The 25,970-nt window shown below is 65.1% G+C and carries 17 protein-coding genes; 8 read left to right on the forward strand and 9 right to left on the reverse strand.

What is annotated here, in order from left to right:
* Nucleotides 1-3: 3 nt before the first annotated feature.
* Nucleotides 4-3,300, reverse strand: coding sequence for a glycosyl hydrolase (locus RMP10_RS21190; RefSeq protein WP_310572077.1), 3,297 nt, complete (start codon nucleotides 3,298-3,300; stop codon nucleotides 4-6).
* A gap of 79 nt (nucleotides 3,301-3,379) precedes the next feature.
* Between RMP10_RS21190 and RMP10_RS21195 the strand changes: the two genes are divergently transcribed.
* A complete protein-coding gene (locus RMP10_RS21195; RefSeq protein WP_310572078.1) occupies nucleotides 3,380-5,689 on the forward strand; it encodes a S9 family peptidase in 2,310 nt (769 codons plus the stop codon).
* A gap of 133 nt (nucleotides 5,690-5,822) precedes the next feature.
* Here the strand turns inward: RMP10_RS21195 and RMP10_RS21200 are convergent, their stop codons facing one another.
* Both RMP10_RS21200 and RMP10_RS21205 read right to left on the reverse strand, forming a co-directional pair.
* Entirely contained in the window at nucleotides 5,823-6,668 is an 846-nt protein-coding gene (locus RMP10_RS21200) for a hypothetical protein (RefSeq protein WP_310572079.1), read from the reverse strand.
* Nucleotides 6,665-7,078 carry a hypothetical protein gene (locus tag RMP10_RS21205; RefSeq protein ID WP_310572080.1) on the reverse strand — a complete coding sequence of 138 codons (414 nt, stop codon included), beginning with the start codon at nucleotides 7,076-7,078 and terminating at the stop codon, nucleotides 6,665-6,667. The genes RMP10_RS21200 and RMP10_RS21205 overlap by 4 nt, the downstream gene beginning before the upstream one ends.
* 343 nt (nucleotides 7,079-7,421) lie before the next feature.
* Here RMP10_RS21205 and RMP10_RS21210 point away from each other — a divergent pair, with 343 nt between their 5' ends.
* Nucleotides 7,422-8,363, forward strand: a complete 942-nt coding sequence (locus RMP10_RS21210; RefSeq protein WP_310572081.1) for a hypothetical protein — start codon at nucleotides 7,422-7,424, stop codon at nucleotides 8,361-8,363.
* Here the strand turns inward: RMP10_RS21210 and RMP10_RS21215 are convergent.
* The gene (locus RMP10_RS21215) at nucleotides 8,314-8,745 is read right to left on the reverse strand and encodes a hypothetical protein (RefSeq protein ID WP_310572082.1); all 432 of its coding nucleotides are present in this window, start codon (nucleotides 8,743-8,745) and stop codon (nucleotides 8,314-8,316) included. The two genes, RMP10_RS21210 and RMP10_RS21215, sit on opposite strands and share 50 nt — an antisense overlap.
* Before the next feature lie 452 nt (nucleotides 8,746-9,197).
* Between RMP10_RS21215 and RMP10_RS21220 the strand changes: the two genes are divergently transcribed.
* From RMP10_RS21220 to RMP10_RS21235, 4 genes are all read left to right on the forward strand, one after another.
* The gene (locus tag RMP10_RS21220) at nucleotides 9,198-10,127 is read left to right on the forward strand and encodes a hypothetical protein (RefSeq protein WP_310572123.1); all 930 of its coding nucleotides are present in this window, start codon (nucleotides 9,198-9,200) and stop codon (nucleotides 10,125-10,127) included.
* 129 nt (nucleotides 10,128-10,256) lie between these two features.
* On the forward strand, nucleotides 10,257-11,609 hold the full coding sequence (locus tag RMP10_RS21225) for a circularly permuted type 2 ATP-grasp protein (protein ID WP_310572083.1): 1,353 nt from the start codon (nucleotides 10,257-10,259) through the stop codon (nucleotides 11,607-11,609).
* Nucleotides 11,609-12,406, forward strand: coding sequence for a gamma-glutamyl-gamma-aminobutyrate hydrolase family protein (locus RMP10_RS21230; RefSeq protein ID WP_310572084.1), 798 nt, complete (start codon nucleotides 11,609-11,611; stop codon nucleotides 12,404-12,406). Before RMP10_RS21225 ends, RMP10_RS21230 begins: the two co-directional genes overlap by 1 nt.
* A complete protein-coding gene (locus RMP10_RS21235; protein ID WP_309668877.1) occupies nucleotides 12,407-13,627 on the forward strand; it encodes a carboxylate-amine ligase in 1,221 nt (406 codons plus the stop codon). It abuts the gene before it with no gap.
* 7 nt (nucleotides 13,628-13,634) lie between these two features.
* On the opposite strand, the gene RMP10_RS21240 is transcribed toward RMP10_RS21235, so the two are convergent.
* Nucleotides 13,635-14,408 (reverse strand): SDR family NAD(P)-dependent oxidoreductase, encoded by a 774-nt coding sequence (locus RMP10_RS21240; protein ID WP_310572085.1) that lies wholly within the window; start codon nucleotides 14,406-14,408, stop codon nucleotides 13,635-13,637.
* A 159-nt stretch (nucleotides 14,409-14,567) separates the two neighbouring features.
* On the opposite strand from RMP10_RS21240, the gene RMP10_RS21245 reads away from it, so the two are divergent.
* Together RMP10_RS21245 and RMP10_RS21250 are read left to right on the forward strand one after the other, a co-directional pair.
* Entirely contained in the window at nucleotides 14,568-15,635 is a 1,068-nt protein-coding gene (locus RMP10_RS21245) for an HmuY family protein (protein ID WP_310572086.1), read from the forward strand.
* Complete coding sequence (locus tag RMP10_RS21250; RefSeq protein WP_310572087.1) at nucleotides 15,632-17,809, forward strand: TonB-dependent receptor; 2,178 nt, start codon at nucleotides 15,632-15,634, stop codon at nucleotides 17,807-17,809. Before RMP10_RS21245 ends, RMP10_RS21250 begins: the two co-directional genes overlap by 4 nt.
* 20 nt (nucleotides 17,810-17,829) lie before the next feature.
* On the opposite strand, the gene RMP10_RS21255 is transcribed toward RMP10_RS21250, so the two are convergent.
* From RMP10_RS21255 to glgP, 4 genes are all read right to left on the reverse strand, one after another.
* Complete coding sequence (locus tag RMP10_RS21255; RefSeq protein WP_310572088.1) at nucleotides 17,830-20,253, reverse strand: carboxypeptidase regulatory-like domain-containing protein; 2,424 nt, start codon at nucleotides 20,251-20,253, stop codon at nucleotides 17,830-17,832.
* 68 nt (nucleotides 20,254-20,321) lie between these two features.
* Complete coding sequence (locus RMP10_RS21260) at nucleotides 20,322-22,172, reverse strand: DUF3536 domain-containing protein (protein ID WP_310572089.1); 1,851 nt, start codon at nucleotides 22,170-22,172, stop codon at nucleotides 20,322-20,324.
* Entirely contained in the window at nucleotides 22,172-23,686 is a 1,515-nt protein-coding gene (locus tag RMP10_RS21265) for a glycogen/starch synthase (RefSeq protein WP_310572090.1), read from the reverse strand. Before RMP10_RS21265 ends, RMP10_RS21260 begins: the two co-directional genes overlap by 1 nt.
* A 10-nt stretch (nucleotides 23,687-23,696) precedes the next feature.
* The gene (gene glgP, locus RMP10_RS21270; protein WP_309668884.1) at nucleotides 23,697-25,871 is read right to left on the reverse strand and encodes an alpha-glucan family phosphorylase; all 2,175 of its coding nucleotides are present in this window, start codon (nucleotides 25,869-25,871) and stop codon (nucleotides 23,697-23,699) included.
* Between the last annotated feature and the right edge of the window lie 99 nt (nucleotides 25,872-25,970).

A 25,970-nucleotide genomic window follows, 5' to 3' on the forward strand; every position in this document is an offset into this window, starting at 1 on the left:
CGCTTATCCGATCGGCTTTTTCGGCGCCACGAACACGTTCGGGACGCCGAGGCGCGTGAGCAGCGCATTGAACTGCTGCAGGTCGTTGTCTTCAAGCTTCTGCAGCGTGTTCAGCTGCACGTTCAGCTTCGTGGAGAGATCGGTGAGAATCTCGCCGTGCTGGCGGGTGGGCGGATTGGTGCCTTCGTTCACTTGCCCATTCAGCGTCACCAACATCTGGTACAACTTGATCGGATAGTTCAGCGTGGCCTGATCGGCCTTGGTGTACACCTCGTACACTTCGGCGCGCACCGCTTCGAGCTTCTTGCGCAGTGCGGTGGCCATCGTCTTCACCGAATCCGCATACGCCTGCGAACTCGCTTGGCGTGCGCGCTGATCGAGCTGCTGCTGCAGATCCTGCATGCGCGCGACCGCCTCCGTGATGCTGGTGATGCGGGCACCGACGGCTGTGGCCGCATCGAACTGCGCCGTGTACTCGGCGGCCGTGAGCTGCACGCGCGGATCGGGACGCACGGTGAACCCGCGGGAGAGCGTATCCTTGCCCACGATGAGACGAACCGAGTAGTCGCCCGGGACCGCCATCGCGCCCTCGTACGAGCCGTCATCGTTGATCGACCCCGGAATCCGCTTCGGACCGGTGTACATGAGATCCCAGACGAAACGGTTGGCGCCGATGCGCGCGTGCACTACGGAGTCCGCCGGTGCGTACGCGAGCTGCATGACGTTCTGCAGCGCGCGCGCGGCCTTAGCCGCCGAATCGGCCTGCACGTTGCCGGTACTGTCTTTCTTGTCCGGCGCGTCGCTCGTAAACGTGCGGATCACGGTGCCGTTCGACTCGAGGAACTGCATCGTGATCGGCGCGGCCGGCTTGGTCTTGAGCCAATAGTCTACCGTCACACCGAACGACGGATTCGCACCCGCGCCACCGCCACGTCCGCCGCCGCTTGCCCAGCGAATGGCCGGCGATGGCGCAAAGAGATACGTGACCTTGGTGGTGATCGAGTCGCCTATGGCGCGCAGCGACGAGATGTCATCGATCGACCAGAACGCGCGGCCGTGCGTGGCCACAATCACGTCGTTGTCGTGCACGCGAATGTCGCGGATACTCACGCGCGGCAGGTTGAGCTGCAGTGGCTCCCAGCTCGCGCCGTCGTTGAACGACATGTAGATGCCTGTTTCCGTACCGGCGAACAGCAGGCCCTTGCGCTTCATATCGCTGCGGATGGCGCGAGTATAGGCCCCCATCGGGATGCCGGCGTCGATGCGCGTCCAGGTGGCGCCGTAGTCGGTGGTCTTGAACAGATACGGTGTGAAATCGTCCTGTTGATACCGGTTCGCCGCGAGGTAGGCTGTGCCGGCATCGAACGGCGACGCCTCGATGATCGACACGCGCGTGAACGTCCCGAGGGCTTTCGGCGTCACATTCTTCCACGTGCTGCCGTTGTCGGTGGACACATGCACGAGGCCGTCGTCGCTGCCGGTCCAGAGCACGCCGGCCTTCACCGGCGATTCGGCGAACGCGAAAATCGTGGCGTACCACTCGGTGCCGGTCATGTCGCCGCTCACCGGTCCGCCGCTGCGACCCATGGTGTTGGTGTCGGCCCGCGTAAGGTCGCCGGAAATCTTGTCCCACGAGGCGCCCTGATTCTTCGAGCGCCACACGTACTGCGACGCCGTGTACAGCGTGGTGGGATCGTGCGGCGAGAAGTGGATGGGGAAGGTCCACTGGAATCGCTGCGGCACGTCCTTCACCGCGATGCCGTCGTAGTTGCCAAGCCACACCGACACGTCGCGCCGGGTGTTCGTGGACTTGTCGTGACGCGTGAGCTGACCCATGTAGCAGCCGCCGAAGGTCACGTTCGGATTCTTCGGATCGATCGCGATGTACGCGTTCTCGCAGCCGGCGACGGGGAACCAGTCGCGCTCACCGATGAAGCCGTTGTCCGAGCGGCTGGCGATCGACACCGTGCTGTTGTCCTGCTGCGCCCCGTAGATCCGGTACGGCTGCTGATTGTCGGTAGTCACATGATAGAACTGCGACGTGGGCTGATTGCCCTGCGTGCTCCACGTGCGGCCGCCGTCCATCGAGATCGTGGCGCCGCCGTCGTTGCCGTTGATAAGACGGTTCGGGTCTCTGGGATCGACCCACATGATGTGCGTGTCGCCGTGCGGCACACGTATCGGCGTGAAGGTGCGGCCGCCGTCGATGGAGCGATGCACCGTGAGATTCATGACGTACACGGTGTTCTCGTTCACCGGATCCGCCGTGAGGCTCATGTAGTAGAACGGGCGCACCACGAACTTCTGATCGCCGCTGGTGCGCGACCACGTAGCACCGGCGTCGTCGGAGCGGAACACGCCACCCAGCGAGTCCTGCGCTTCGATGTTCGCGTACACGCGCTGCGAATTGGCCGGAGAGACCGCCACGCCGATCTTGCCGATCAGGCCTTTCGGCATGCCGGGATTGAAGGTGATCTCTTTCCAGGTGTCGCCACCGTCAGTGCTCTTCCACAGGCCGCTACGGCCGGCGCCGGCGTCCATGCCCCAGGGGGTGCGCTGGAATTTCCACATCGACGCATACACGATGCGCGGGTTGTTCACGTCGATCGACAAGTCGGCGGCGCCGGTGCTGTCGTTCAGGTACAGCACCTTCTTCCACGTGGCGCCGCCATCAGTGGTGCGGAACACGCCGCGATCGGGCGACGGGCCGAAGGCGTGGCCCAGCGACGTCACGAACGCGACATCGGGATTCGACGGGTGCACGCGGAGCGACGTGATCTGCTGCGCATTGGCGAGACCGCGCGGCGTCCACGTCTGCCCGCCGTCGGTGGAGCGGTACACGCCCGTGCCGTACGTCAGGTCTTCCCGCGGCTTGCCTTCGCCCGTGCCGACCCAGATCACATTGGGATCGCTGGGCGCGACGGTGATCGCACCGACCGAGGAGAGGTCGGTCTTGCCATCGGTGATGTTCTCCCACGACTGTCCGGCGTTGGTGGTCTTCCAGACGCCGCCGTTCACGGCGCCAAAGTAGAACACCAGAGGTTTGGTGGGGTCGCCGGTCACCGCCGTGGCGCGACCTCCACGGGAGGGGCCGACGTTGCGCCAGCGCAGCGACTTGAAGGCCGGGTTCGTCTTCGTGCCGTCGCTGTACAGGGCAGGGTCGTAGGCGGGGCGCTGCAAGCCCGTGGCTTGTGAGCGAGCGCTTTGCTTGGCGGTGCTTTGCGCAGCGGCCGGCATCACGCTGAGCAACAGGAGCGCAGCGGTGGCTCCGCTGCGACGTATTAGGAATGATGAACGCATCCGGGGACGTTGCCAGCGAACGGCGCCGGGTGCAAGATCAGCCGACTCTTGGCGTTTCCCATCCGTACCGAGGCTGCCCATGCGACCCGTGCCCGACCGATCGCTCGTTCCCTCTGCCGCCCGCGTGGCTGTGGGCGGCACTCTGCTAGTGCTGTCCGCTTCACCCCTCTGGGCGCAGGCCAGGCGGCCCATGGCCTGGGTGGACGCGCAGCGACTCCGCTCGGTGGCCGGCACCGCCATCTCCCCGGATGGCACCCAGATGCTGTACGCCCTCAGCACGCCCGACTGGAAAGAGGCGACCACCCAGAGCGATATCTACGTAGTACGCACCGACCGCGGGCTGGAGAGCACGCGGCAGCTCACCTTCACGACGGGCAAGAACGAGTCGTCGCCGCGGTGGGCTCCCGCCGGCGGATGGTTTGCGTTCTCGTCCAATCGAGAGGGAGCGGCGGGTGAGACGAAGCAACAGCTGTTCCTCATGCGCGCCGACGGTGGTGAAGCGCGGCGCATCACGAATGCAAAAGAAGGCGTGAGCACGTTTGCCTTCAGCAAGGACGGACAGTGGTTGGTGTACCGCAGCGGCAAGGCCAACGAAGAACAGCTCTACGCGCTCGCCATGGCGTCGCTCGACCGCGGCACGCCGGTGGATTCGCTCATGCCCACGCAACTCACCAAGCACCCCACGGGGGTGGGCAGTTGGGAGCTGGCCCCGGATTCCCGTCGCATCTACTTCATCACCGCCGATACCGTCGATTCCGATGAAAAGGCGCGTGTGGAGAAGAAGTTCACCGTCGCCGTGCGGAACGCGGCCACGTCGATCAACTCGCTGTGGATGGTCGACCTGTCGTCGGCATCGCGCGCCACCACGCGCGTCACGCGTGACACGTCGCTGGCGGTCACCGCCTTCGTGATCGCGCCCGACAGCAAGTGGGTGGGCTTCACGGCGGTGCCGAACGACCGGTACAAGCGCAACATTACCGAGCAGGGGATCTACGCCGACCAATTCCTGCTCGACACGCGCGACGGCAGCATCGAGCGGCTCACGAGGAATGACGAGTCGTCCGAATCGGGGCTCTCGTTCTCGCCCGACGCGCGCACGATCGCGTTTTCGGCGTCGGACGACATGGTGGCGTACAACATGAAGAACCGTCGCGTGTACGTGCGCGCGACCGATGCGAAGGGCGCCGCGTTCCGCAAAATTGGAGATCTCGACGGCGACGTCAGCGCCGACTGGTGGTCGGCCGACGGCAAGACGATCTATTTTAACGAAGGCCTCAAGGCCACCCAGCAGCTGTTCGCCCTCGATGTGGCGTCGGGCAAGGTGAAGGCCGTGACCGATGTGAAGGGTGTCATCGCGGTGACGCAGGACGAGGCCACCAAGCGCCTGATGGTGTCGTATCAGGATCCGACCACGACGCCGTCCATGTTCACGGTGCCATCGCTGGCGGCGCTGGCCTCACGCAGTTCGTGGACGCAGCTCACCGATCCCAATCCGTGGGTGCGCGAGCAGCTCGCGCTCGGCGAAGCAACCGAAGTGACGTGGACGTCGAAGGACGGCAAGAAGGTGGGTGGCGTGCTGCTCAAGCCGGTCGGCTACACGCCGGGCAAGAAGTATCCGCTCATCGTGGCCATTCACGGCGGTCCGGCCGCGGCCGATCAGCTGTCGTTCAATGGCGGCTATGGCGCGCAGGTCTACGCGGGGCAGGGGTGGGCGGTGTTGATGCCCAACTACCGTGGCTCCACGAACTACGGTGAGGCGCACAAGAACGGCATCGTCGGCAATTACTTCGAGCCGGGTTACAACGACATCATGACCGGTGTCGATGCGCTCATCGCTCAGGGCCTGGTCGACGAGACCAAGATGGGCGTGCTGGGCTGGAGCGCCGGTGGTCACTGGAGCAACTGGATTCTCACGCACACCGATCGCTTCAAGGGCATCTCGAGTGGTGCCGGCACGTCGAACTGGATTTCCATGTACGCGCAGTCCGACGTGCAGCGGAACCGGCAGTACTATCTCGGCAACAAGCTCCCGTACGACGACTTCGACGCCTACTGGAAGCAGTCGCCGATCAAGTACATCCGAAATGCGAAAACGCCCACGATGATCCACGTGGTGGAAGGCGATCCGCGCGTGCCGAGCCCGCAGAGCGTGGAGCTGCACATGGGCCTCAAGCGGGTGGGTGTGCCGACGGAGCTGTTCATGTATCCGGGTGCCTCGCACGGCATTCCCGATGCGCGCAACCGGCTCGTGAAGAGCACCGCCGAGATGGCGTGGATGAACTACTGGGTGCTCGGCAGCGGCAAGAAGTTCTCGTGGCGTGAGGTGCTGGAGACGCTCGAGGATCCGAAGGCCGAGAAAAAGGTCGAGGTGAAGGGACCGGAGAACTGATCAGCTCCACGCAAAATCGTGAGAACTGATCACACAGAGCAAAAGCGCAAAAGAGAAAAGGAGACTGCGGGATGTCCCCCCGTGGCCTCCTTTTCTCTTTTCCTCTGTGTAATCAGTTCAGCGAACGCCGACCCTACGGGCACCCTTTGGCGACGACCGGGGCCGGGCATTCGCTGCCATCGGCGGCACACAGCGCGGCGCGCATCACGAGACGATCGGCGAAGCGGGTAATCGGGAAGCCGTCGTCGGGGAGCACGTCGAGGGTGGGCCAGGCCTTCACGAGATTGGCGCTAATGCGCGCGTGCTCGCGCGGGGAACGGATCGTGGTGCTCTTGGCCGTTCGACGCAATTGCGCGAGGTCGAACATCAGCCAGGCGTTCTCGTCGGTGATCTCACCGACGGCGTGCTCGCTGCGATCCTTCACGTCGCCTTCGTGCAGGCGGACGGCGATGGCGAGGGCGGAATTGAGCGTGGCCATGGCCGCCGATTCCTGGCCGCCGGCCAGCTCGACGGCAGCCATGCCCTGGAGGAAGGTCACGCTCTCGCGGGTGATGTTGCTGCCCACCGACGGGACGTCACTGTAGGCCTTCACGAGTACCGTGCGTGCCTCCGCGACCGCTTTGCGGGACGCCAGGAGACGAACGAGCGCATCTGCGCTGGATCGGTCGCCCGGTGAGGCGGCGGTGACCGCCTCGCGCAGGATCCGAGTGGTGCTGTCGGCGCAGCCGCGCAGCATCCACAGATCGGCACGGCCCCGTCTGGTGGCTTGTTCGGTGGCGAGATCGCCGGTGGTTCGTGCTGCCGTGCCGGCCAGCTCGAGATTGCGGAGGGCGGAGTCGGCCTGCCCACGCAACGCGAGGGCCCGGCCAGCGCGCCACAGGGTGGCCGCTTCGCCCGACTGCGCCACGAGGTCGCGGGAGGTGGCGGCGCCGACGAGCACCGCCGCCGCGAGCAGCGCACGCAGCGTGAGCGGGGTCAACCGATCACCAGCCCCGGCAGGGGCGAGGGGGCCGACAGGGCATCTTGAGCAGCCATAAGGACGGAGGCGGGCAGGGGTGAACTACCGGCCCGCTTGGCGGCTTCAACGACCATCGAGAGTGCGCGGGCCTGTGCCGCATACGCGGCAAGAAGGGCACCACCGGCGCCTGGGATGGCCACGATGTCCTGAGCCAGGTCGTCCAAGTGACGCACCAACGCGCCACCGTGGGCGGAGCCCGGCGTGGATCCAGCACTCAGCGGTAGCTCACGATCCTGGCTGGCATCCTGATGGGACGACGTGCCCCAGAACCCTGGAAACGCCGACGCCGAGAGGGCTTCCTGCACGCGCCCGTTGCTCGACGCCAGTGCGGCCAAACGGCGCCGCGCTACCTGCGATGACTCAAATCCCACGCGAAATCTCCGGAAAGTGCCGTATATCAGGGGTTTACGCGGGTTTCACCCGAGTTTGCTCTTGACAGGAACGGACCTGTTACATAAATGCGACAGTGATGGCGATGCGGTGCCTGCGAGATAACCGCATGCTATGGCGTTGCTTACTGCAGTTGCTTTGTGGTTCGGCGCGTTTCTGGCGCCGAACGGGCGCCTAACACAGCGTGGGCGCGAAGCAGAACGGTCTCGATCGGTCACCCGGTCGTCGCCGGCGCGTGCTTCGATCAGAGGTCTGAGGCCTGTTCCAACACCACGTCGGGTGTCGGACAGGGTACGGTTCGAGCGCTCCCCTGGAGGAGGCTGGATGCACGTCCTCACCCCGGCAGCTGAACGTGATGTTGCGGCGAGGGATCTGGCGGAGCTTGCCAGAACCACCCTCGACGATCACTGGGCTGTCGCTGCGATTCCGACCGAGCGGCGAACGCTGCTGCTGGAGCGGGCTGACGCGGCGGCCCTTCGCCCCGGTGACGGACTCGGCGAACCGATCGCCGATGGATTGGCATTGCTTGGCACGGCGTACGAATTGGCCGCGCTCAGCCAACTCGACGCGGCGCTGCAGCCGGCTCCGAGTGCCGGCCGCGATCTGGCTCAGGCCGTGCTGGCCCTCGGTGCGGCCCGCGCCTTCCGCTGCTCGGCGGCGCTCCGACCACCCACTGACGATGGGGAGTCGGCAGTGAAGTGGGCTCTCAAGCTGGGGGCGCTGGCGCTGGTATCTCGACAGACCGACGCCTACCTCCGCTGGTGGGAGGTGCGCAATCAGGTCCTCGACACCGTCCATCAGGCTGCCCTGCGGCTTGAGCATGAGCCGTGGGAAGCCTACGCCCGCGGAACGCTCTGGATGGCGTGGCTGGGGCTGATGGGCGCTCCCGTGGCAGCGCACGCCGATAATGCCGCTGAGGAACTGCCCATGCTGTCCGCCACACGCAGTCGCCTGGCGGCGTTCCGCGAACGCCGGGCCGACCACGAAGTGCCGGGCGAAGGGCCCGTTCTCAATACGGCCGCCTTGCGTGCCAGGATGACCGAGTTCGCGATCCGGCACTTGGCCGACGCGACCGAGCTGCTCACGGTGGCCGTCCTGCGGCGCACTCTGCCCGATGTCTCGGGCGAGTTCAAGCTGCACCTGAGCGCGGCGCGCTCCGCCATGGCTGGCGATCATGGACAGGACGTATTGCTGGCGTGGCTGCAAGCTGCCGGCGTTACGCTGGCAGGCGGCGTGACCGCCCAGCTAGAACTCCCAGGATTCTAGTCCGTCCAGCCTTCGACGCGCCTTTGGCGTTCCCATTCGCGTTGCCGTTGGCGGCGCCTCGGGGGGCGCGCCAGACGCGATATACGCGGCGTCCGCTGCTGCCCACGGGAAAGGCGATTCGCCCTGCCCCGAGGGGCAGAATGTCGGCCATCATGGCCCCGATCGCCATCCGCGTGGCCTCATCCGTGGCCGGCGCCGACGCTTCGGCCTCGATGCGATACCAGGCGGTCCCGGCTTCGCCCTCGACGCACACCAGGTACTGGTCGTCGCCGCTCCAGAACGCCGTCATCCGGTCACTCTCCAGTCCCATGTGGATTGGCAAAGATGTGAGCGGGGCCGGATCTACGGTGCCGAGTGGGGCGTTGCAGGCGACGACATGCATGAGCGTTTTCCAATGAAGGCATAAACGTGAGCACCGGCATTTCGACTTGCGTCGGATCATCGGCGGGCGGTGATGTTATGACGATCCGAGTGCCCGCGCAATACGACCAACTGAGGCTAAGTTGTTGACCTAGTTGTGGATATACGTTGAAAGGTGTGTGGATAACTCGGTAAGTCCGCGTCGGAGGGGAAGATCGCCCCGCACCAACTGTGGATAAGTGGTTCCGTGATGCCCCTCCGTTTTGCGGCTCGGCTGAGTGCTTTATCCACATAACGGGTTGTCACAAAAGTGCTTTTCGGTTGTTCGCTAACACATCTCCACGGCTGGCTTCGGTGTTTATCGGGCGAGCCCATCCGTGCCAGTGACGAAACACGCGGGGCCATGGCGGAGTTGCCCGTTTGGGCGCATTCTCCCGTGATCTCGCGCACCTCATCAGGAGAACAGACGTGTCGATGGAACCACGGATCGGATTGCTGGTCGGCCGGGAATGGTCGTTTCCCCCCGCCTTTCTCGAAGCAGTGGCGCGCCGGGAGTCCGGTGTCACCGCGGACTACATCACGCTCGACGCTACGCGAATGGGGCAGGACGTCCCCTATTCGCTGATCATCGACCGCATTTCGCATGAGGTGGGGTTTTACCGCACCTTCCTCAAGCACGCGACCCGGATGGGGACGACCGTGGTCAACAACCCCTTCATGTGGTCGGCCGACGACAAGTTCTACGACGCCACCGTGGCCATCCAGAACGGCGTCGCGCACCCCAAGACGATGGTGCTCCCCAACAAGGATTACATCCCCGGCATCTCCCATACCGAGTCGTTGCGCAACCTGGCCTACCCGCTCGACTGGAAGGGCGTGGCCGAGTACATCGGCTTCCCGTGCGTCCTCAAGGACGCCCACGGCGGCGGCTGGCGCGACGTGTACATCTGCGACTCCATGGAGGAGCTGATCCACCACTACAACAACAGTGGATTGCTCACGATGGTCGTGCAGGAGTTCATCAAATGGGACGCCTACGTGCGCTGTATGGCGCTGGGACGGGAGAAAGTCCTGCCGATGCCGTACGACCCCGGCGAGCGCCGCTACATCCCCGATCCGGGCTATCTAGGCAAGGAGCTCGAGGCCCGGTGCATCAAGGACTCGCTCACGTTGTGCAATGCATTGGGCTACGACATGAACACCGTCGAGTTCGCCGTGAAGGATGGCATCCCCTACGCCATCGACTTCATGAACCCGGCTCCCGACATGGATATCTATTCGCTCACGCCGACCTACTTCGAGTGGGTGGTCGAGCACATGGCCGACCTCGCAATCAAGCTGGCCACGGCGCCGCGAACGCAGCCGAGCGGCGTGGCGATTGGTGGGCAAGCAACAGCGAAGTAAGGGGTGGGGAGTATGGGGTGGGGAGTACGGGCGTACGGAGTACCCCGTACCCCATACCCCATACTCGCCACCCCATACTCCCCTGTACATGGCTGCTCGCCGACTGATCACAAACCTTATCGACGTTTTATGTCAACATCCGCGATTGCGCGGTACCACGATGTGCTGCAGGATGGCGCAATCGCGCAGGCCAGCGCCGAAGTTCTCGATCGGCAACTGCGGCATGACGGGCTCTTCTTTGGGGAGCGCGCGTTGTGCAGCGTCTTGCGCCCGCGCTTCCTGAGTCTCGGCCAATACCAGCAGCTGGCCCGCGCCTGCGCCCTCGTCGGATCGGCCTTCGAAAAAGTCCGGGTAGCCGCCATGGCGGACTCGGAATTACGGGCCCAGTTCGGGCTGACGGCGTGGGAGGAGCAGCTCATTCACGCCGACCCCGGATTCGACGTCGCCAGCCCGACCTCCCGCCTCGACGCGTTTTTCGCGGAAGGGGAGGGGGGGCTCAAGTTCACGGAATACAACGCGGAGACGCCGGCCGGGGCGGCGTACAACGATGCGTTGTCGCGCGCCTTCCTGTCGTTGCCGGTCATGCATGCGTTCAGCCGGACCCATATTGCCGTGCCGCTACCCGCTGCGCCGTCGGTCGTGCACTCGCTTCTGAACGCGTACTACAGTTGGCGCGGCGTGCGCGAGGCACCCACGATCGTCATTCTCGATTGGAAGGAAGTGCCGACGTACAGCGAATTCGTGCTCTTTGAGCGCGAGTTTCAAGCGCTCGGGCTCGACGCCTTCATCGGTGATCCGCGCGACGCCGAGTACACGAACGGCAGGCTGATGATCGGTGGCAAGCACGTCACGATGATCTACAAGCGCGTGTTGATCGACGAACTGGTCACCCGCGAAGGGCTCGATTCGCCCGTCGTGCGAGCTGTACGTGAAGGTGCGGTGTGCATGGTGAACCCGTTCCGCTGTAAGATGTTACATAAGAAGGCCTCACTTGCCGTGTTAAGTGACGAACGGCAGGCGCCGTTGCTCACCGCCAACGAACAGGCGGCCGTCGCCGCCCATGTTCCTTGGACACGTGTGGTGCAGGCGCGACACACGCAGTATGGCGCCAGTCGTGTGGATCTCGTGGAATTCACGGCGGCGAACCGTGCCACCCTCGTGCTCAAGCCCAACGATGAGTATGGCGGAAAGGGAATCGTGCTGGGCTGGACGGTCAGCGACACCGAATGGGAAGCGGCGATCGCGACGGCACTTGCCGAGCCCTATATCGTGCAGGAGCGGGTGGAAATTCCCAGCGAACTGTGGCCGGCGTGGACCGACGGCGCGCTTCATCTTGGAGAGCGTATGCTCGATACCGCGCCCTTTCTCGCGGACGGCATTACGATGTCTGGGTGTCTCACGCGCATCGCGACCGATCCGCTGCTGAACGTCACCGCCGGCGGTGGCTCAAACGTCCCTACTTTTCTCGTCGAACAACGCTGATGTCGTCTTTGAAACGCCCGGTGATCGGGCTCACCACGCAAACGCTGCACTCGATCGATGGCATCCCACCGGGGTTACCCTCGTCGTGGGTGATGAATCAGCGCTACTTCCTGGCCGCCACCATGGTGGGTGCCGTGCCTTGGATGATCCCCCTGCTCGACGACGATCTCCTGACGCTCCGCGAGATCTACGAACGGCTCGACGGCATTCTGATTCCCGGCGGCGTGGACATTAGCCCCCTCGAGTACGGGGAGGCTGTCCGCAAGGAATGCGGCAATCTCGACCCCGCGCGCGACCGCGTCGAACTGCAACTGGTGCGTTGGGCGATCGAGGATGGCAAGCCGGTGTTCGGCCTCTGCCGAGGCCTGCAGGTGATCAATGTGGCGTCGGGCGGTACGCTGTGGCAGGACCTCGCATCACAAAACCCCGCTTTCAACAAGCACGACTTTTTTCCGACGGCCGGCTTCGAGCGCGATCACCTCGCGCACGAAGTCGACATCGTTCCGGACACAAAGTTGTCACGCTTGCTCGAATCCACACGGTCGCCCGTGAACAGCATGCATCATCAAGGCATTAAGCAGTTGGGGCAGCGCCTGGTTGCGTCGGCCACTGCTGACGACGGCCTGATCGAAGCGGTTGAAGGCGACGGTGAGGCGTTTCTGGTCGGGGTGCAATGGCACCCGGAAGTGTTCGAGATGGCGGATCCACATACTCGACATCTGTTCGGCGGCTTCATTCGTGCCGCGATGGATTGGTCCACGGCGAACAGCACGTCCCGCGTGGGCGTGGGGGGTTAAATGCGCGCTCCGAGCCTGACGGTCGGAATCGAGGAAGAGTACCAGATCATCGACCCGGTCACGCGTGACCTCACGCCAGGGTTCGATGCCCTCGTGTCGAGCAGCGACGCGCAGTTGGCCGACGTGAAAGCCGAGCTCCACCAGTGCCAGGTGGAAATCGGCACGAAGGTGTGCTCCTCGATTGCCGAACTGCGTTCGGAGCTGGTAAACCTGCGCCGACTGGTGATCAATGCGGCCGGCCAGCACGGCCTGACCATCGCCTCGGCCGGTACACATCCCTTCTCCAATTGGATGAATCAGGAGATGACGCCGAAAGAGCGGTACCTCGGCGTGAAGGCGGAGCTGCAGGACCTTGCCCACCGCCTGCTCATTTTCGGGACCCATGTGCATGTGGGCATTGAAGATCCGGAATTCCGGATCGACTGCCTGAATGCCGCGCGATACATCCTGCCTCACATTTTATGTTTGTCCACATCGTCGCCCTTCTGGTTCGGGCGCAACACGGGGCTGCACTCTTATCGCAGCATCGTGTTCAAGAACTTTCCGCGCACCGGTGTACCGCGCATCCTGAACGGATGGGGCGACTACGCGGATCTCGTGGACACGCTCGTGAAAACGCGCAGCATTCCCGACGGATCGAAGATCTGGTGGGACGTGCGCCCGCACCACATTTACCCGACGCTTGAGTTCCGCGCCTGTGATGTGAACACGAAGGTCGACGAGGCGGTGTGCATTGCCGCGATCCTGCAGGCGGTGGTCGCCAAGATGTGGAAGCTGCGCCGCGACAACATGACGTTCCGGGTCTACGCGCAGGATCTCATTGAAGAGAACAAGTGGCGCGCCGTCCGGTGGGGACTCGGCGGCAAGCTGATCGACTTCGGCAAGAAGGAAGAGCTGCCGGCACCGGTGCTGATCCGCGAACTGGTGGAGTGGTTCCTCGACGACGTGCTCGACGAACTCGGTACTCGCAAGGAAGTCGAGTACGCGTTTCGCATCCTCGATGAAGGATCGAGCGCGCAGCGCCAGCTCGCGACGTACGCGCGAACGGGAGATCTGCGGGCGGTCGTCGACCAACTCATCCGCGAGACGGCCGAGGGGGTATGCGAGCCGTTCCTTGGTCCGCCGCTCGAGTCGGCGTACTCACGTGAGGCGGCTGTTCCGGGGTCGATGCCCACCCCGACCGCCCCATTGTCGGCGGTACGAGGGCAGTCGGTCCCGTAAGGACGCGTTACGGGTCGACGCCGATCGACGCGTACGCGCTGGCAATGCGCGCCGCCGATCCGGTACGCGTGTAGACGTCCGGTCGGCGGTCATGAAGCACGGCGGCGATCACGGCCGCCACGTCGTCGGCGCTCTGCGATTCCGGGAGCGCTCGAGAGTCGACGCCACCATGGCGGGCATTGAGGCCGAAGTCGGTGCGCACGACGCCCGGGGAGATCAGGGAGACGTGGATGTCCGGGTGCGTTGACTGCACCTCGGTGCGGAAGTTCGCCGTGAGTGCGTTCAGGAAATGCTTGGCCGCACTGTATGCCGAGCGTTGCAGGGCGAAGGGCGCGCGCCCGAGCATAGACGAGACATTGACCACGTGTCCGCGGCCGGCGGTCATGAAGTGCGGCAACACCTCCTGCATGCCGTACAGCGCCGACTTCACGTTGATGCGCATCATGTCGTCGATGTCGTCATCGGTGAGTTCAGATGGCATGCGGGTGATGCCCTGACCCACGTTGTTCACCCAGGCATCGATCCGACCGAAGTGCGCCAACGTCTCGCGTACGATGCGCTGGACCTCGCCGCGACTTGTGACATCGGCGGTGATGGTCAGGACTGGCGATCCAGTCGCCGCAGTCAGCTCGTCGCCCACGGCTTGAAGTTCCGCGTGGCGTCGCGCGACAAGGGACAAGGCGTGCGTGGGCGCCACGTGACGCGCCAGCGCCGCCCCAATGCCGCCACTCGCCCCCGTGATAACGACCACGGGGCGATCGGAGAGAGTCGGTGTGCTCATGGTAGCAAGAGTAACGCAGGGATTCCTCTACAATCACCTCGTTAGAAATACGAATGCAGCAGCGAAGTGCGCATAGGTACTGTCCAGCTTCGCGCACGGGCGGGCGATATCCGCCGGTGCTGCTCGACTCAATCGAATCTCTTCTGCGCTCTCCACTATATGAAGTCGATGATGATGCGATCGCTGTTGTCTGTGGCCTCCCTCGCCGTGCTTGGCGCGTGTGAAGGCGAGTCGAACGCCACGGGTCCGGGTACCGGCACACCGGAGCCGGCCATCAACCAGGTGGTGTCGTTCGGTCCGCTCAACGCGAGCAGCACCGACACCCTGGTGTTCTTCAGCTTTGCGTCTGGAACCTTGGTGCCGCGCGCCGCCGACTGGGATCTGGCGTTCCGTCGCTACGAAGTGCGCTTGAACTCGCCGGCGGTTGGCGGGGCGACGAGCAAAAACGTGCTCGGCTTCGCGCTCGACAATAACAAAGCCGCCAGTGATGCGCAGGTGCTGGCGTTCACGTCGGCGGCGACGCTCGCCGACTTCGATGCAGTGCGTGTGGCGCGAATTCCTGCCGACGATCAGTTTCAGACGGATCGTCTGACGGAGAACAAGCAGGGTTACCTGAATCTGAGCGGCATTCCGACGGCCAACCCGGCGAACTATTGGAAGCTGCGTCTGGCCAACGGCACGTTCGCGGTGTTCCGCGCCACTCGCATCAAGTTTACGCAGACGTTCGCGGTCGACACGTTGTACCTCGAGTCGCGCCTGCAGACCGGCAGCACTCTCGGGGCCGTGCAGACGCTGGCGATTGCGCCAGCCAACGGCGTGCGTCAGATCAGTCTTGCCACGAATGCGGTGGTGACCGGCGCCGGCTGCAACTGGGACCTCGAGTTCAATCCCGCGGCGAACCAGCTCTCGCTCGTGCCGAACGTTGCGTGCAACGCCGGCACGTATCCAGGACCGACGTCCCCGGCCTTCGCCAACGCGACAATCGCCAGCGATGCGCCGCAGTTTGCGACGTTCCTGTCGACGTTGGTGGGTCCGATCCCGAACTCTGTGCTCGATAAGAGCGCGCCATTCCGCTACAACTTGCAGGGCAACGATCGCCTGCACGCCGCGTTCAACACGTATTTGGTGAAATCGGGCACGCGCGTCTACAAGCTCCAGATCACCGACTACTACAGCAACACCGGTGTCGCGGGCTTTCCGACGATTCGCTACGCCCGCATTCGATGAGTGCAGGACGGCGCACCGCGACGTCGATGCTGATGAAGCCGCTCGTGTGCGCGCTGATGCTGGCCGTCGTGTCTGGCGGACCGGCTCGCGCGCAGAGCGCGGTGGCGGTGCAGGGTACGGTGCTAGGGAAGACCGACGGGGCGCCGGTGTTGTCGGCCGAAGTGCGCATACCACGCACCGGAGCGCGAGTCCGCACCGATGAACGCGGCACCTTTCGCGTGGCGGCGTCGGCTGGTGATTCGATGATTGTGCGGGCGCTCGGATTCGCCGAATTGCGCACGTTGGTGCAGAGCAGCACACCGGTGGTCCGCTTGGTGGCGTTGGCCACCGTGCTCCCGGTGTTCACGACGACGATGGGGCAGCGCGTGATCCGCGCCAGCGAGTCACCGCGCAGCGTGACGGTGATCGGTCGCGAAGAACTCGATGCCGTGGCGGCGGTGTCGGCGAATCAGTTGCTGCGTCAATTGCCGGGACTTCAGGAGCTTCCCGCGCCGCCATCGAAGACATCGATCTCGATTCGTGGGTTCGACGATTCGCGCGTATTAGTCCTGGTGGATGGTGAGCCGGTGGCCGGCGCGCTCATCGAGAGTCGGGACATCGGCCGATTGAGTACCATCGCGACCGAGCGCATCGAGGTCACGAAGGGTCCCTCGAGTGTGGAATTCGGCAGCGACGCCCTGGGGGGCGTGATCAATATTGTGCAGGCGGCGCCGACGCATCGACTGAGCCTCGACGCCCTCGCGCGCGAAGGCGGACTCGGACGACAGGAATCGTCCGTGGGTGTGAGTCAGACGGTGGGGAAACTTGGCTACCGCGTGAATGGCGGGTGGCGACAGTCCGACCGCGTGACCGGATACAACGCGATCGGCTCCACGTTCAATCGCATCTACGATGTCCGCACGGACTTCCGCTATGCGCTGACCGACAAATGGGCACTGCGGCTCGATATGCAGGGCTCGCAGGAACGTCAGCGCTTCCCGGTGGATGCCGCGTTCAATGGCTTCATCGACAATCGCGGCGGGCAGGGCTTCGCCGAAGTAAGGGGTCCGCTGTTCGGCGGCAACATCCGCGCGCGCGCTTTCGAGCAGCGGTTCGTATATCAGTATCGCCAGTCGCGCGGACTGCTGCCGATCAAGGGCTCGGCCGATTCCCTCGAGCAACGGGAACGACAGGGCCGATATCTGTTGTCGTACACGCACGTGGTCGGCGCGCACGCGATCGACGTGGGCGCGCAGCGCTCGCATCGCACACTGGTGGCGCCCAAGAAGGTGACGGGAGACAGCGCCGACGAACAGGTTACCGAAGTCTTCGCGCGCGACTCCTGGACGCTCGGCAACGTGTTGATGACGGCCGGTGCGCGTCACACCAACAGTACGCTCTGGGGCAGCAGCACAAATCCGTCCTTCGGTGTGGCGTGGCAGACGTCGTCACGTGTGCGACTGCGCAGCAACGTGGCGCGAGGATTCCGCGCGCCGGGCTTCAAGGAGATCCGTTACACGTTCACGAATCCGGCCGGAGGCTATACGCTCGAGGGAAACCCCGATCTGTTGCCGGAGTCGTCGTGGAGCACGAGCGTTGGCGGCACCTGGGCGCCCAGTGCGTCGCTGTCGTTCGATGTGGAAGGGTATCGCAACGACGTGTCTGGTCTCGTCGACTGGCGGTACGAGGGTGACAACGCGGCCGGTTTTCAGACGTACCGGTATGTGAACGTTGCGCGCGCCCGCACGCAGGGAGTGGAAACCAACGCGCGCGTGAACGCGGGTGCCAACGAGGTCACGCTGGGCTACGACTTCCTGCGTGCGCGCGACCTCAACTCGGGGTTGCCGCTCAGCCGGCGCGCGTCGCACACGGCGCGACTTCGTGTGGCCCGTGAGTGGGCCGTGCGCCAGGGGCTCTCCACCGATGCCTCGGTGCGCTACACCGGGAACGCGCCGCTGGTCGGTATTCCCAGCGGCGCCCCGATTACGGGGCCATTCTCCACGGAGAGCGGTATCATCGGTCGCCAGGGGGCGTTGCTGTCAGTCGACGCACAACTGCGTCTGGCCGTGACGCGCGAATTGGAAGTGTCCGGTGGCGTGAACAATCTGCTCGATCAGCAGCCGAACTTGTGGACCCCCGCGTTTGCGCGACAGTTCTACGTGGGATTGCGGTGGCGCTGGAGCGTGGCGCCGTAAGCGTCGGAGCGTAGACGGCGCTACCGCGTCCAGATCGAGATGAGACCGCAACCGGTCCGCGCGCGCGGTCCCAGTTCATTGCCGCCTTGGGAGGCCATCGTGGCAGGAATCGTGGCTGCGCCGGCGAACACTTCGACGCCATACACCTCGCCAGGCGCGGGCAGGGTTCGCAGGTCCGGTCGTCCATCGCTTTGCACGACGCCGTTGATCGCGACGCGCAACCAGCACTCATCGTTGCGATTGCGCATCGATCGCGCGTACACGAAACCGAGGCTGTCCACGACGAGTACCGACGGGACTCGGGTCAGCATCTGCCAGAGGCTCACGGGATTGCGCCGCTCGATCTGCTCGCGCGTGATCGATGCCGTGGTCAGCCCATACGCGCGCCGCGTTTCGAAATCGGTGAAGCGATTGTTCGATCGGTTTGCGCGCACCGTGACGGTATCGAGCGATGGTGGCGCCGTGGGGTCGAGCGAGAGCTGCAGAGTGTTGCTGCCCGCGACGAACTCAGTGGCGATCGTGCCCTCCACGTAGCCGACCCGGCGCAGATGCACGGTGGCGACGCCGGGTTCGAGATCACCAACCGTGGCCTCGCCAACGTGATTCGTGCGTACCGCGACCTCACGACCGGCGATCGTGCGCACCACGGCCAGCACATCGCCCAGCGGTCGTTCCTCGGCGTTGTACGTGCGCAGCAGCAGCGACGCAGTCCGCGAGACGCGGAGGCCTACGTCGGCGGCGGCGAGGGCATCCATTGCGGCGATGCGGAACAGCGTGTCGATCGTCCCGACGCCGGACATGACGCGGAGCTGCAGCGGGGTATCGCGGGGAACGCCGCACACGCGCCACTGCCCGAGTGAGTCACTGGTGGTGCTCACGACGTCCTCGCTGAAACTCACGCGGTCGGCGGCGGTGGCGATGTTGCGCATGGCGCGTAGGCGCACCGTCGCACCGGGCACTTCGCGACCACTGGAGTCGCGCACCGTGCCGCGCAGAAAGCTTTGCGCGCGTCGTACCACGTCGGCGCTGCAGACGGCGCGCAGCAGCTCGGTGGAACTGGGCAGCGTCATCTGAACGAGTCGACCGTCGACGCCGACTTCGATATCGTGCTCTCGGGCGAGCACACCGAGTGAGTCCATCAGCGCCGTGCGCACCTGCAACCGGTATTGTCCGGGTAGGATCGGTTCGACACGGCCGATGCCGACACTGTCCGTGCGTAGCGCGTAGTCCGTGCCCGTGAGCACGGCGAACGCGCCGCTGATCGTGTGTCCCGGCACGGACGGTCCCGTTGCGCGGCGCAGTTGTACGGCGAGCTGGGCGCCTTCACCACGGAAGAGCGTGCGCTCGCCCTGCGTGACGCGGAGGACTTCGCCGCCACTGACCTGCAGCGCGCGGACGACGACGCCGGATGTGGTGATGAGCACGCGCCGCCGCCCGACGGAGGTTTGATTGTCTCGGCGCGCGAGGATCGGCATGCGGACATGCCAGCGCTGCACCATCCACTGTCCCGCGCCGAGCCGGAGAAACTCCACCGTTCCGCCGGGGCGCGCGCGCTCGACGAAGGCGGGCAATCCGGTATAGCGATACTCGATGCGACGCAGCTCACTGCTGGCGCGATCGAGCCACAGCACACCTGTGATGTCGCGCCGCCGGTCGTTGTCACTGACCGGGCGAAATGCGACCCCGATCTGCTCGGGCGCGGAATCGGTGGGCGGTTCGAGGCGGAAGCAGTGCCCGTTCGTGAACGCGTCGGAAAGCATCACCTCGGCATCGGGGGCGTGGTACACCGTGCCGTCGTCACGATCCACGACGTAGCCATGGGTGGCGAGCGATTCAGCCGGCGCGCTGCGAAATGCGCGTGTCGTGACACTGCGCGTGGTGCGCACCGACTGTTCGCGCACGCGCACGCCCGCGCTATCGAGCGTGCGGTCGTATTCGATCCACTCGGCGTTCAACGGACTGTCGGACGAGGCCAACTGCGATGCCATCAGCGCCTTGCGCCCCTCCTCCCATACACGCGCCACGAGTTGTCCATCGGCGCTGCTGGTGCGGCAGTCATCGCGTCCGCGAACGGACACCGTGGGCAGGGCTACGGATGCTCCGGTCAGCATGAGCTGCAGCGGCGGCAGCTCGCTGGCCGCGCTCTCGAATGGTCCAACGGTCGGGCCGTCCGTTGGGGAAAAGCCCACGCGGAGCGCGCGCAGTCGATAGCGCGCACCCGGTGCCGGCAGCTGAAACCGAAAGGCGCCGCGCGCGTCGGAGAGAGTTCGCGCCAGGACCTGTCCGGTGCTGCTCTCGAGCACGACGATGACGGCTGCGGCTGGTGTGCTCCCATCGCTGGCGAGTACGGACCCGCGCACCAACTGCGCGTGCAGCACAGCGGGCGTGCTGCTGACGTAAAGGGCAGCGGCGACTACACCGACCGAACGGACGAGGCGGCCCAAGCAGAGCATAGTAGGAAATGCCTCTCCGCGAGCGGATCGGCAAGGGGGCACGGTCCGGTGCGCCGGACTCAGCGCGGCGGAATGACCTCGTCGAACAGCGCGTTGTCGGAGAGCGCCATCGGGCGGAGCAACTGCCGAGCGATGGCCTCCGGGAACTCATGCACGTTGATGCCGTGCGTGTCGCCGATATCGGCTTCCGTTTCCGAGAGGTCGACCGTGAGACCCGGGCCGACCCCATGCACGTGCCCCACGAACGAGCGCGAGGCGCCGGTGCGGCGATGCGCGAGCGTCACTCGCCAGGGGGCGTGAGGCGGCGCCTCGTGTGCGGCGGGCGTATGTGGTGCGGCGTCGTGCGGTGCGACCGTGACATCGAAGATGGCGATACGCGGCGTGGCGATCCCCACGGAGGCGCAGGCGATCGCGCTCGCCGCCGCACAGGTCGTCGCATCGCGGTGCGGCATGGCCTCGCGCACGAACAGTTCACTGGCGCTGCCGGCGTTCGGCGCGCCGCTCGTCGCGGGCGCGAGCCACTGCACGAATTCGGGCATGAGCCGCGACGCGTGGCCGGACAGTTCGATGGAGCGCGCGGCGTAACGAAGCACCTGGCGCACTTCGATGCGATCAACGTCGTCGAAGAACCACGCGCATGACGTGAAGGTCCGCATCGTTGCCCGTTCGAGCTCGAGCAGTTCGCGGGCGCGCTGCACTTGGTGCTCCGACGCATCGGCTGGCAACTCGCGCCGAGCGAACTGTTCGAGCGCGGCTCCATCCTGCGCGACGACGTCACCGTACCGATCGCGCACCTCCCAGGGATCGTCGCGGAACAGCGTACGCCCCTCCTGTTCGAATACCTCATGCGCGTGATACGAGACCCGCTCGATGGCCGCTCGGAGCGGTCCGCGCCACTGCTGTGCCGGCGGCTTGCTGCCATCGAGGCGGCAGCCACAGTTGCTGCGCCACCGCTCCACTCCGTGGGCGCAACTCCAGGCACTCGGCGAGACCAAGCGCACGTCGGTCGTGGGCGGAGACATCGCCACCAACGCCGCGCTGTTCGTGACGCGGGAGCTCGACTGCTGCACCACCATCGACAACGCTTCGGTGAGCGTGGAGTCACCGCTCTTGTGATGATGTCCAAACGTTTCGCCGTCGGTGGCCAGCGTCGTGCAGCGATCGAAGGGCGTATCCCCGGCGTCGCGATAGGGTGTGAGCCGCTGCGCCAGCGCGGGGGCATCACGCAGCAGCCCGCCGAAGGCGACATCGCCGGCCAATGCACCGTCGTAGGGCACGATCGTGAGGGTGCGACCCGACGCGCCTCGCCAACGCACCGGCATGCCGCTGCCGTCGTGACCCTGCACTTGATACGGGGCCAGAATCGTGAAGGCGATGCCCTCCTTGGCCACGGCATCGAGGGTGTCTTCATCGGCCGCGCACTCGGGCAGCCACATGCCCTCCGGTTCGCGATGGAAGCGCCGACGGAAGTCACGAATGCCCCAGCGGATTTCGGTGGTACGCTCGCGCGGCGAGGCGAGTGGGAGAATCACATGATGATACGGCGCGGCGATCGCGTTGCCGTGGCCCCACCGGCGCACGCTCGCCGCATCGCCCTCCTGCATCGCCCGCATAGTGTCCGGCGCTTCCGCGTCGAGCCATTCACAGAGGGTGGCCCCCACGTCGAACGAACACCACGCATACAGATTCACCACACGCGCGATGCCGGATCGTGCGTCAGGATCGCGCGCGGCGGCACGCCGGTCGCGCAGATGCGCCTCGGCGGCGGCGAGGCGCGCGTAGCACTCCCGATTGATGCGCGTATTCCAATCGTGATCGGGCGCGGCTGACGGCTCCGTCGGGACCACCTCGAGCCAGGGATCTTCGCGCGGCGGCTGGTACAGGTGATGATGAATGACGATCGAATGCATCAGCGGCGCTGCTTGGCGATCTCGATTGCCTGCTGATACACCTGCGCATATCGCTCGGCCGAGCGCTCCCAGCCGAAATCCTGCGTCATGGCGGCGCTCATGCGTGGAGTCCAGGCGCTCGGGTCGGCGAAACGCGCGAGGGCGCGGGAAATCGCCCGATCGAGCGCCGCCGGCTGAAATGCGTCAAAGAGAAATCCGGTGATATCGTCCTGCACGGTGTCCGCGATGCCACCGACACGGCGCCCGATCGGCAGGGAGCCGTAGCGCTGCGCGCGCATCTGCGTGAGGCCGCACGGTTCATACTGCGACGGCATGAGGAACATGTCGGCACCGGCCATGAGGCGATGCTCGAGCCGGTCGGTGAAGTTGAGCTGAACGCCGACGTGCTGCGGCCGCGCCTTCGCCAGTGCTAACAGCGCGCGTTCGTACTTGGCCTCGCCGGCGCCGAGAAAGACGAACTGCGCGTCGAGGGTCCAGATGAGCTGAGAATTCAGAATGAGGTCGAGGCCCTTCTGGGTGACCATGCGTCCGGTCAGTCCGAACAACGGAATGCGCTTGCGCTGTGGCAGGCCGAACGAACGCTGCAGCGCCGCTTTGCACTTCGCCTTGTTCGCGGTGTCGGCACGCGAGTAGTTGGCGGTGATCTGATCGTCGGTGGCTGGATTCCAGAGCGACTGGTCGATGCCGTTCGTGATGCCCGTGAAGCGCGGGCCCAGCCACTGAAACACCTCCTGAAGACCGAAGCCGCCACCTGGCGTACGCAGCTCCTGCGCGTGCGTCGGGCTCACGGTCACGACCATGTCGGCGAACGTCAGTCCGCCTTTCAGGAAGTTGAGGCGGTCATACCACTCGAGATGCCGGAAGTTGTACACCTCGGGTGGAATGCCGCAGTCGTTCAACATCGACGCCGGAAAGTGGCCCTGGTAGCCGGCGTTGTGCACCGACAGCACCGTCGGCGTCTCGGCGAAGCGTGCCTTGAGGTCGCCGTACGTGCGCATGTACATGAGCGCCAGCGACGTGTGCCAGTCGTGCGCGTGCACTAGCACGGGACCGGCGATCAGTCGCGGAATGGCATCGAGTACGGCACGCGAGAAGAGCGCGAAGCGTCGCGCGTTGTCGACATAATCGCGGCCGCCCTCGCCGTACAAGCCGGCGCGGCTGAACGCCGACGGAATATCGACGAACACCACCTTCGGACCGGCAGGCGGCTGCACTTCACGGAAGAAGCGCACTTCCTCACTACGGAATCCCAGCTCGACTTGGATCGGACGGCCGAGCGGGGCGAGGTCAGGCGCATGGTCGCGCACCGAGCGATAGAGTGGCACGAACACGACCACGTTCGCACCACCCTTCACCTGGTAGTTGGCCAACCCCATCACGGCCTCGGCCAGCCCACCCGTACGCGCGAACGGACTGTACTCCGACGTGAGATGCACGATCGTCGGTGCTCCACCCTCGGGGGCCCGGATCACGGGCGACCCGAAGCTGGGCGTGGGCATGGCTGGGGATGTCATTGACTGAGTGTTACGCGATTGGTGGATCGTCGGGCAGGGCGTCACCCAGGATCGATGGCGCATAGTAGGCACGCGCGTACTGCTCCACCATGCGTCGCGCCGTGAACTGCTGACCGGCCACACGGATGGAGTGCTTCATCGTGGCTAGCCAACGACGCGGAAGATCATTCTTGTCCACGTCGTAGTAGCGCGGCACCACCTCCTGCTCCAGCAACTCGTAGAGACGGTTCGACGTGCTGACGCCCGCCTCGTCGTCTTCTTCGGGCGTGATCGCCCAGCCATTGTTCCCCTCGTAGCCTTCCTCCCACCAGCCGTCGATCGTGGAGATCTGCGGCACGCCGTTGAGCGCCGCCTTCATGCCACTCGTGCCCGAGGCCTCGAGCGGCACGCGCGGCAGATTCATCCACAAGTCCACGCCCTGCACGAGCAGGTGCGCGAGGTGCATGCCGTAGTCCTCCACGAAGGCCACGCGGCCTTCGAAGCGCGGATCACGGGTGAAGTGATACACGTTCTGCAGCACCTGCTTGCCCGGATTGTCGGCCGGATGCGCCTTGCCGGCGAAGACGATCTGCACCGGTCGCTGCACGTTCGTGACGAGCTTCCGCAGCCGCTCGACATCGCGGAATATCAGGTCGGCGCGCTTGTAAGTGGCGAAGCGACGCGCGAAGCCGATGGTCAGCGTTTTCGGGTCGAGCAGCGTGCCGGCGCCGACGAGCTGCGTGGCCTCGATCTGCCGTCGCGCGAAGGCGCTGCGGGCTTCTTCACGCACGAGGCGCATGAGCGTGTGCTTGAGGCGCGAGTGCGTGTGCCACAGCGCCTCGTCGTCGAGCGTGAGCACCTGTTCCCAAAGGGCGGGATCATTGCTGTGTCCCCACGCCGGTCCGAGGTGATCGTCGAGCAGCTTCATGATGGGATTGGCCATCCACGTCGCTAGGTGCACGCCGTTCGTGACGTGACCGACGGGGATGTTCTCGGCCTCGCGACCGTTCCAGAGCGAGCGGCTCATGTGGCGCGTCACGATGCCGTGGCGACGCGACACGGCGTTCACGCGACGCGAGAGGCGCACCGACGCGGCGGTCATGTGGTACACGCCGGTACCCGACTCCGGCATGTACCCGATGCGCAAGAAGGTCTCGGCGTCGATCCCCATCTCGTTCCAGAATCCTTGGGCACACTCACGCACTTCGTTCACGCCGAAGTGGTCGTGGCCCGCCGGCACCGGGGTGTGCGTGGTGAACACACTGCGATTGCGCACGCGCTTCACGGCGTCGGCGAACGACACGCCCTGCTGGCAGAGCTCGCGCACGCGCTCAACCATCATGAATGCCGCGTGCCCTTCGTTGGCGTGCCAGGCGGCGGGCGCAATGCCGAGCGCACGAAGCGCGCGCACGCCGCCAACGCCCAACAACCATTCCTGCCGGAGACGCATCGCGGGGCCACCCGAGTACAGCTTCGAGAGCAGCGGCCGGTCGTCGGGATGGTTCTCCGGGAGATCGGAGTCGAGCAGATACACGGGCACGCGACCCACCTGCATCTTCCAGACGCGGATGTTGATATCGCGACCGAACGTGTTCACCGTCACGAGGTGCTTCTCCCCGTCCTTGCCCGGCAGCGGCACGATGGGCACCGCATTGAAGTCGATCGCGTCGTTCGAGTCTTCCTGCCAGCCGTCCACGCGGATATGCTGATCGAAGTACCCCTGCCGGTACAGAATGCCGACCGCTACCAGCGGGATACCAAGATCCGACGCCGTCTTCAGGTGGTCACCGGCCAGCACACCGAGACCGCCCGAGTAGATCGGCACGGAGTTGTGCACGCCGAACTCGGCGCAGAAATAGGCGACCGGCTGACCGCGCAGCTCGGGGAAGGTGCGGGCATACCAGGTGTGTTCGTCCGACCGTTCCGAGGCCAGCCATTGCATGGCGCGGTCGTAGCGCGCACAAAAGACCGCGTCGTCGGAGAGCTGCACGAGACGGGCCGGATCGACCAGCTGGAGCAGGCGGATCGGGTTATGGCGCAACCGATGCCAGAGGCTTTCGTCAATCTCCTTGAAGATCATCCGCGCGTCGCGATTCCAGCTCCACGCCAGATTGTGCGCGAGATGGGTGAGTCCCGCGAGCCGGCCCGGCAGTGGGGCAGGTTCGGGGACGGGCGGGGCGGGCGGCGCTTCGACAGGTGCGGTCATATCCACGGGAACACGGGACGTAAAAGCGACCCGGTATGGTCGCGTCAGGACAAGCGAAGTGAAAACTAGGTGGATGCGTACCGGTGTGGACAGGTGAAC

The sequence above is a fragment of the Gemmatimonas sp. genome, assembly GCF_031426495.1.
In the GTDB taxonomy this organism is placed as follows: Bacteria; Gemmatimonadota; Gemmatimonadetes; order Gemmatimonadales; family Gemmatimonadaceae; genus Gemmatimonas.

Bases quoted from the DNA above. Each gene is read 5' to 3' on its own strand.
- RMP10_RS21225 (WP_310572083.1), top strand. From the start codon at position 10,257: ATGTCAACATCCGCGATTGCGCGGTACCACGATGTGCTGCAGGATGGC.
- RMP10_RS21220 (WP_310572123.1), top strand. From the start codon at position 9,198: ATGGAACCACGGATCGGATTGCTGGTCGGCCGGGAATGGTCGTTTCCC.
- RMP10_RS21240 (WP_310572085.1), bottom strand. From the start codon at position 14,408: ATGAGCACACCGACTCTCTCCGATCGCCCCGTGGTCGTTATCACGGGG.
- glgP (WP_309668884.1), bottom strand. From the start codon at position 25,871: ATGACCGCACCTGTCGAAGCGCCGCCCGCCCCGCCCGTCCCCGAACCT.
- RMP10_RS21245 (WP_310572086.1), top strand. From the start codon at position 14,568: ATGAAGTCGATGATGATGCGATCGCTGTTGTCTGTGGCCTCCCTCGCC.
- RMP10_RS21195 (WP_310572078.1), top strand. From the start codon at position 3,380: ATGCGACCCGTGCCCGACCGATCGCTCGTTCCCTCTGCCGCCCGCGTG.
- RMP10_RS21235 (WP_309668877.1), top strand. From the start codon at position 12,407: ATGCGCGCTCCGAGCCTGACGGTCGGAATCGAGGAAGAGTACCAGATC.
- RMP10_RS21265 (WP_310572090.1), bottom strand. From the start codon at position 23,686: ATGACATCCCCAGCCATGCCCACGCCCAGCTTCGGGTCGCCCGTGATC.
- RMP10_RS21210 (WP_310572081.1), top strand. From the start codon at position 7,422: ATGCACGTCCTCACCCCGGCAGCTGAACGTGATGTTGCGGCGAGGGAT.
- RMP10_RS21215 (WP_310572082.1), bottom strand. From the start codon at position 8,745: ATGCATGTCGTCGCCTGCAACGCCCCACTCGGCACCGTAGATCCGGCC.
- RMP10_RS21260 (WP_310572089.1), bottom strand. From the start codon at position 22,172: ATGCATTCGATCGTCATTCATCATCACCTGTACCAGCCGCCGCGCGAA.
- RMP10_RS21230 (WP_310572084.1), top strand. From the start codon at position 11,609: ATGTCGTCTTTGAAACGCCCGGTGATCGGGCTCACCACGCAAACGCTG.
- RMP10_RS21250 (WP_310572087.1), top strand. From the start codon at position 15,632: ATGAGTGCAGGACGGCGCACCGCGACGTCGATGCTGATGAAGCCGCTC.
- RMP10_RS21190 (WP_310572077.1), bottom strand. From the start codon at position 3,300: ATGCGTTCATCATTCCTAATACGTCGCAGCGGAGCCACCGCTGCGCTC.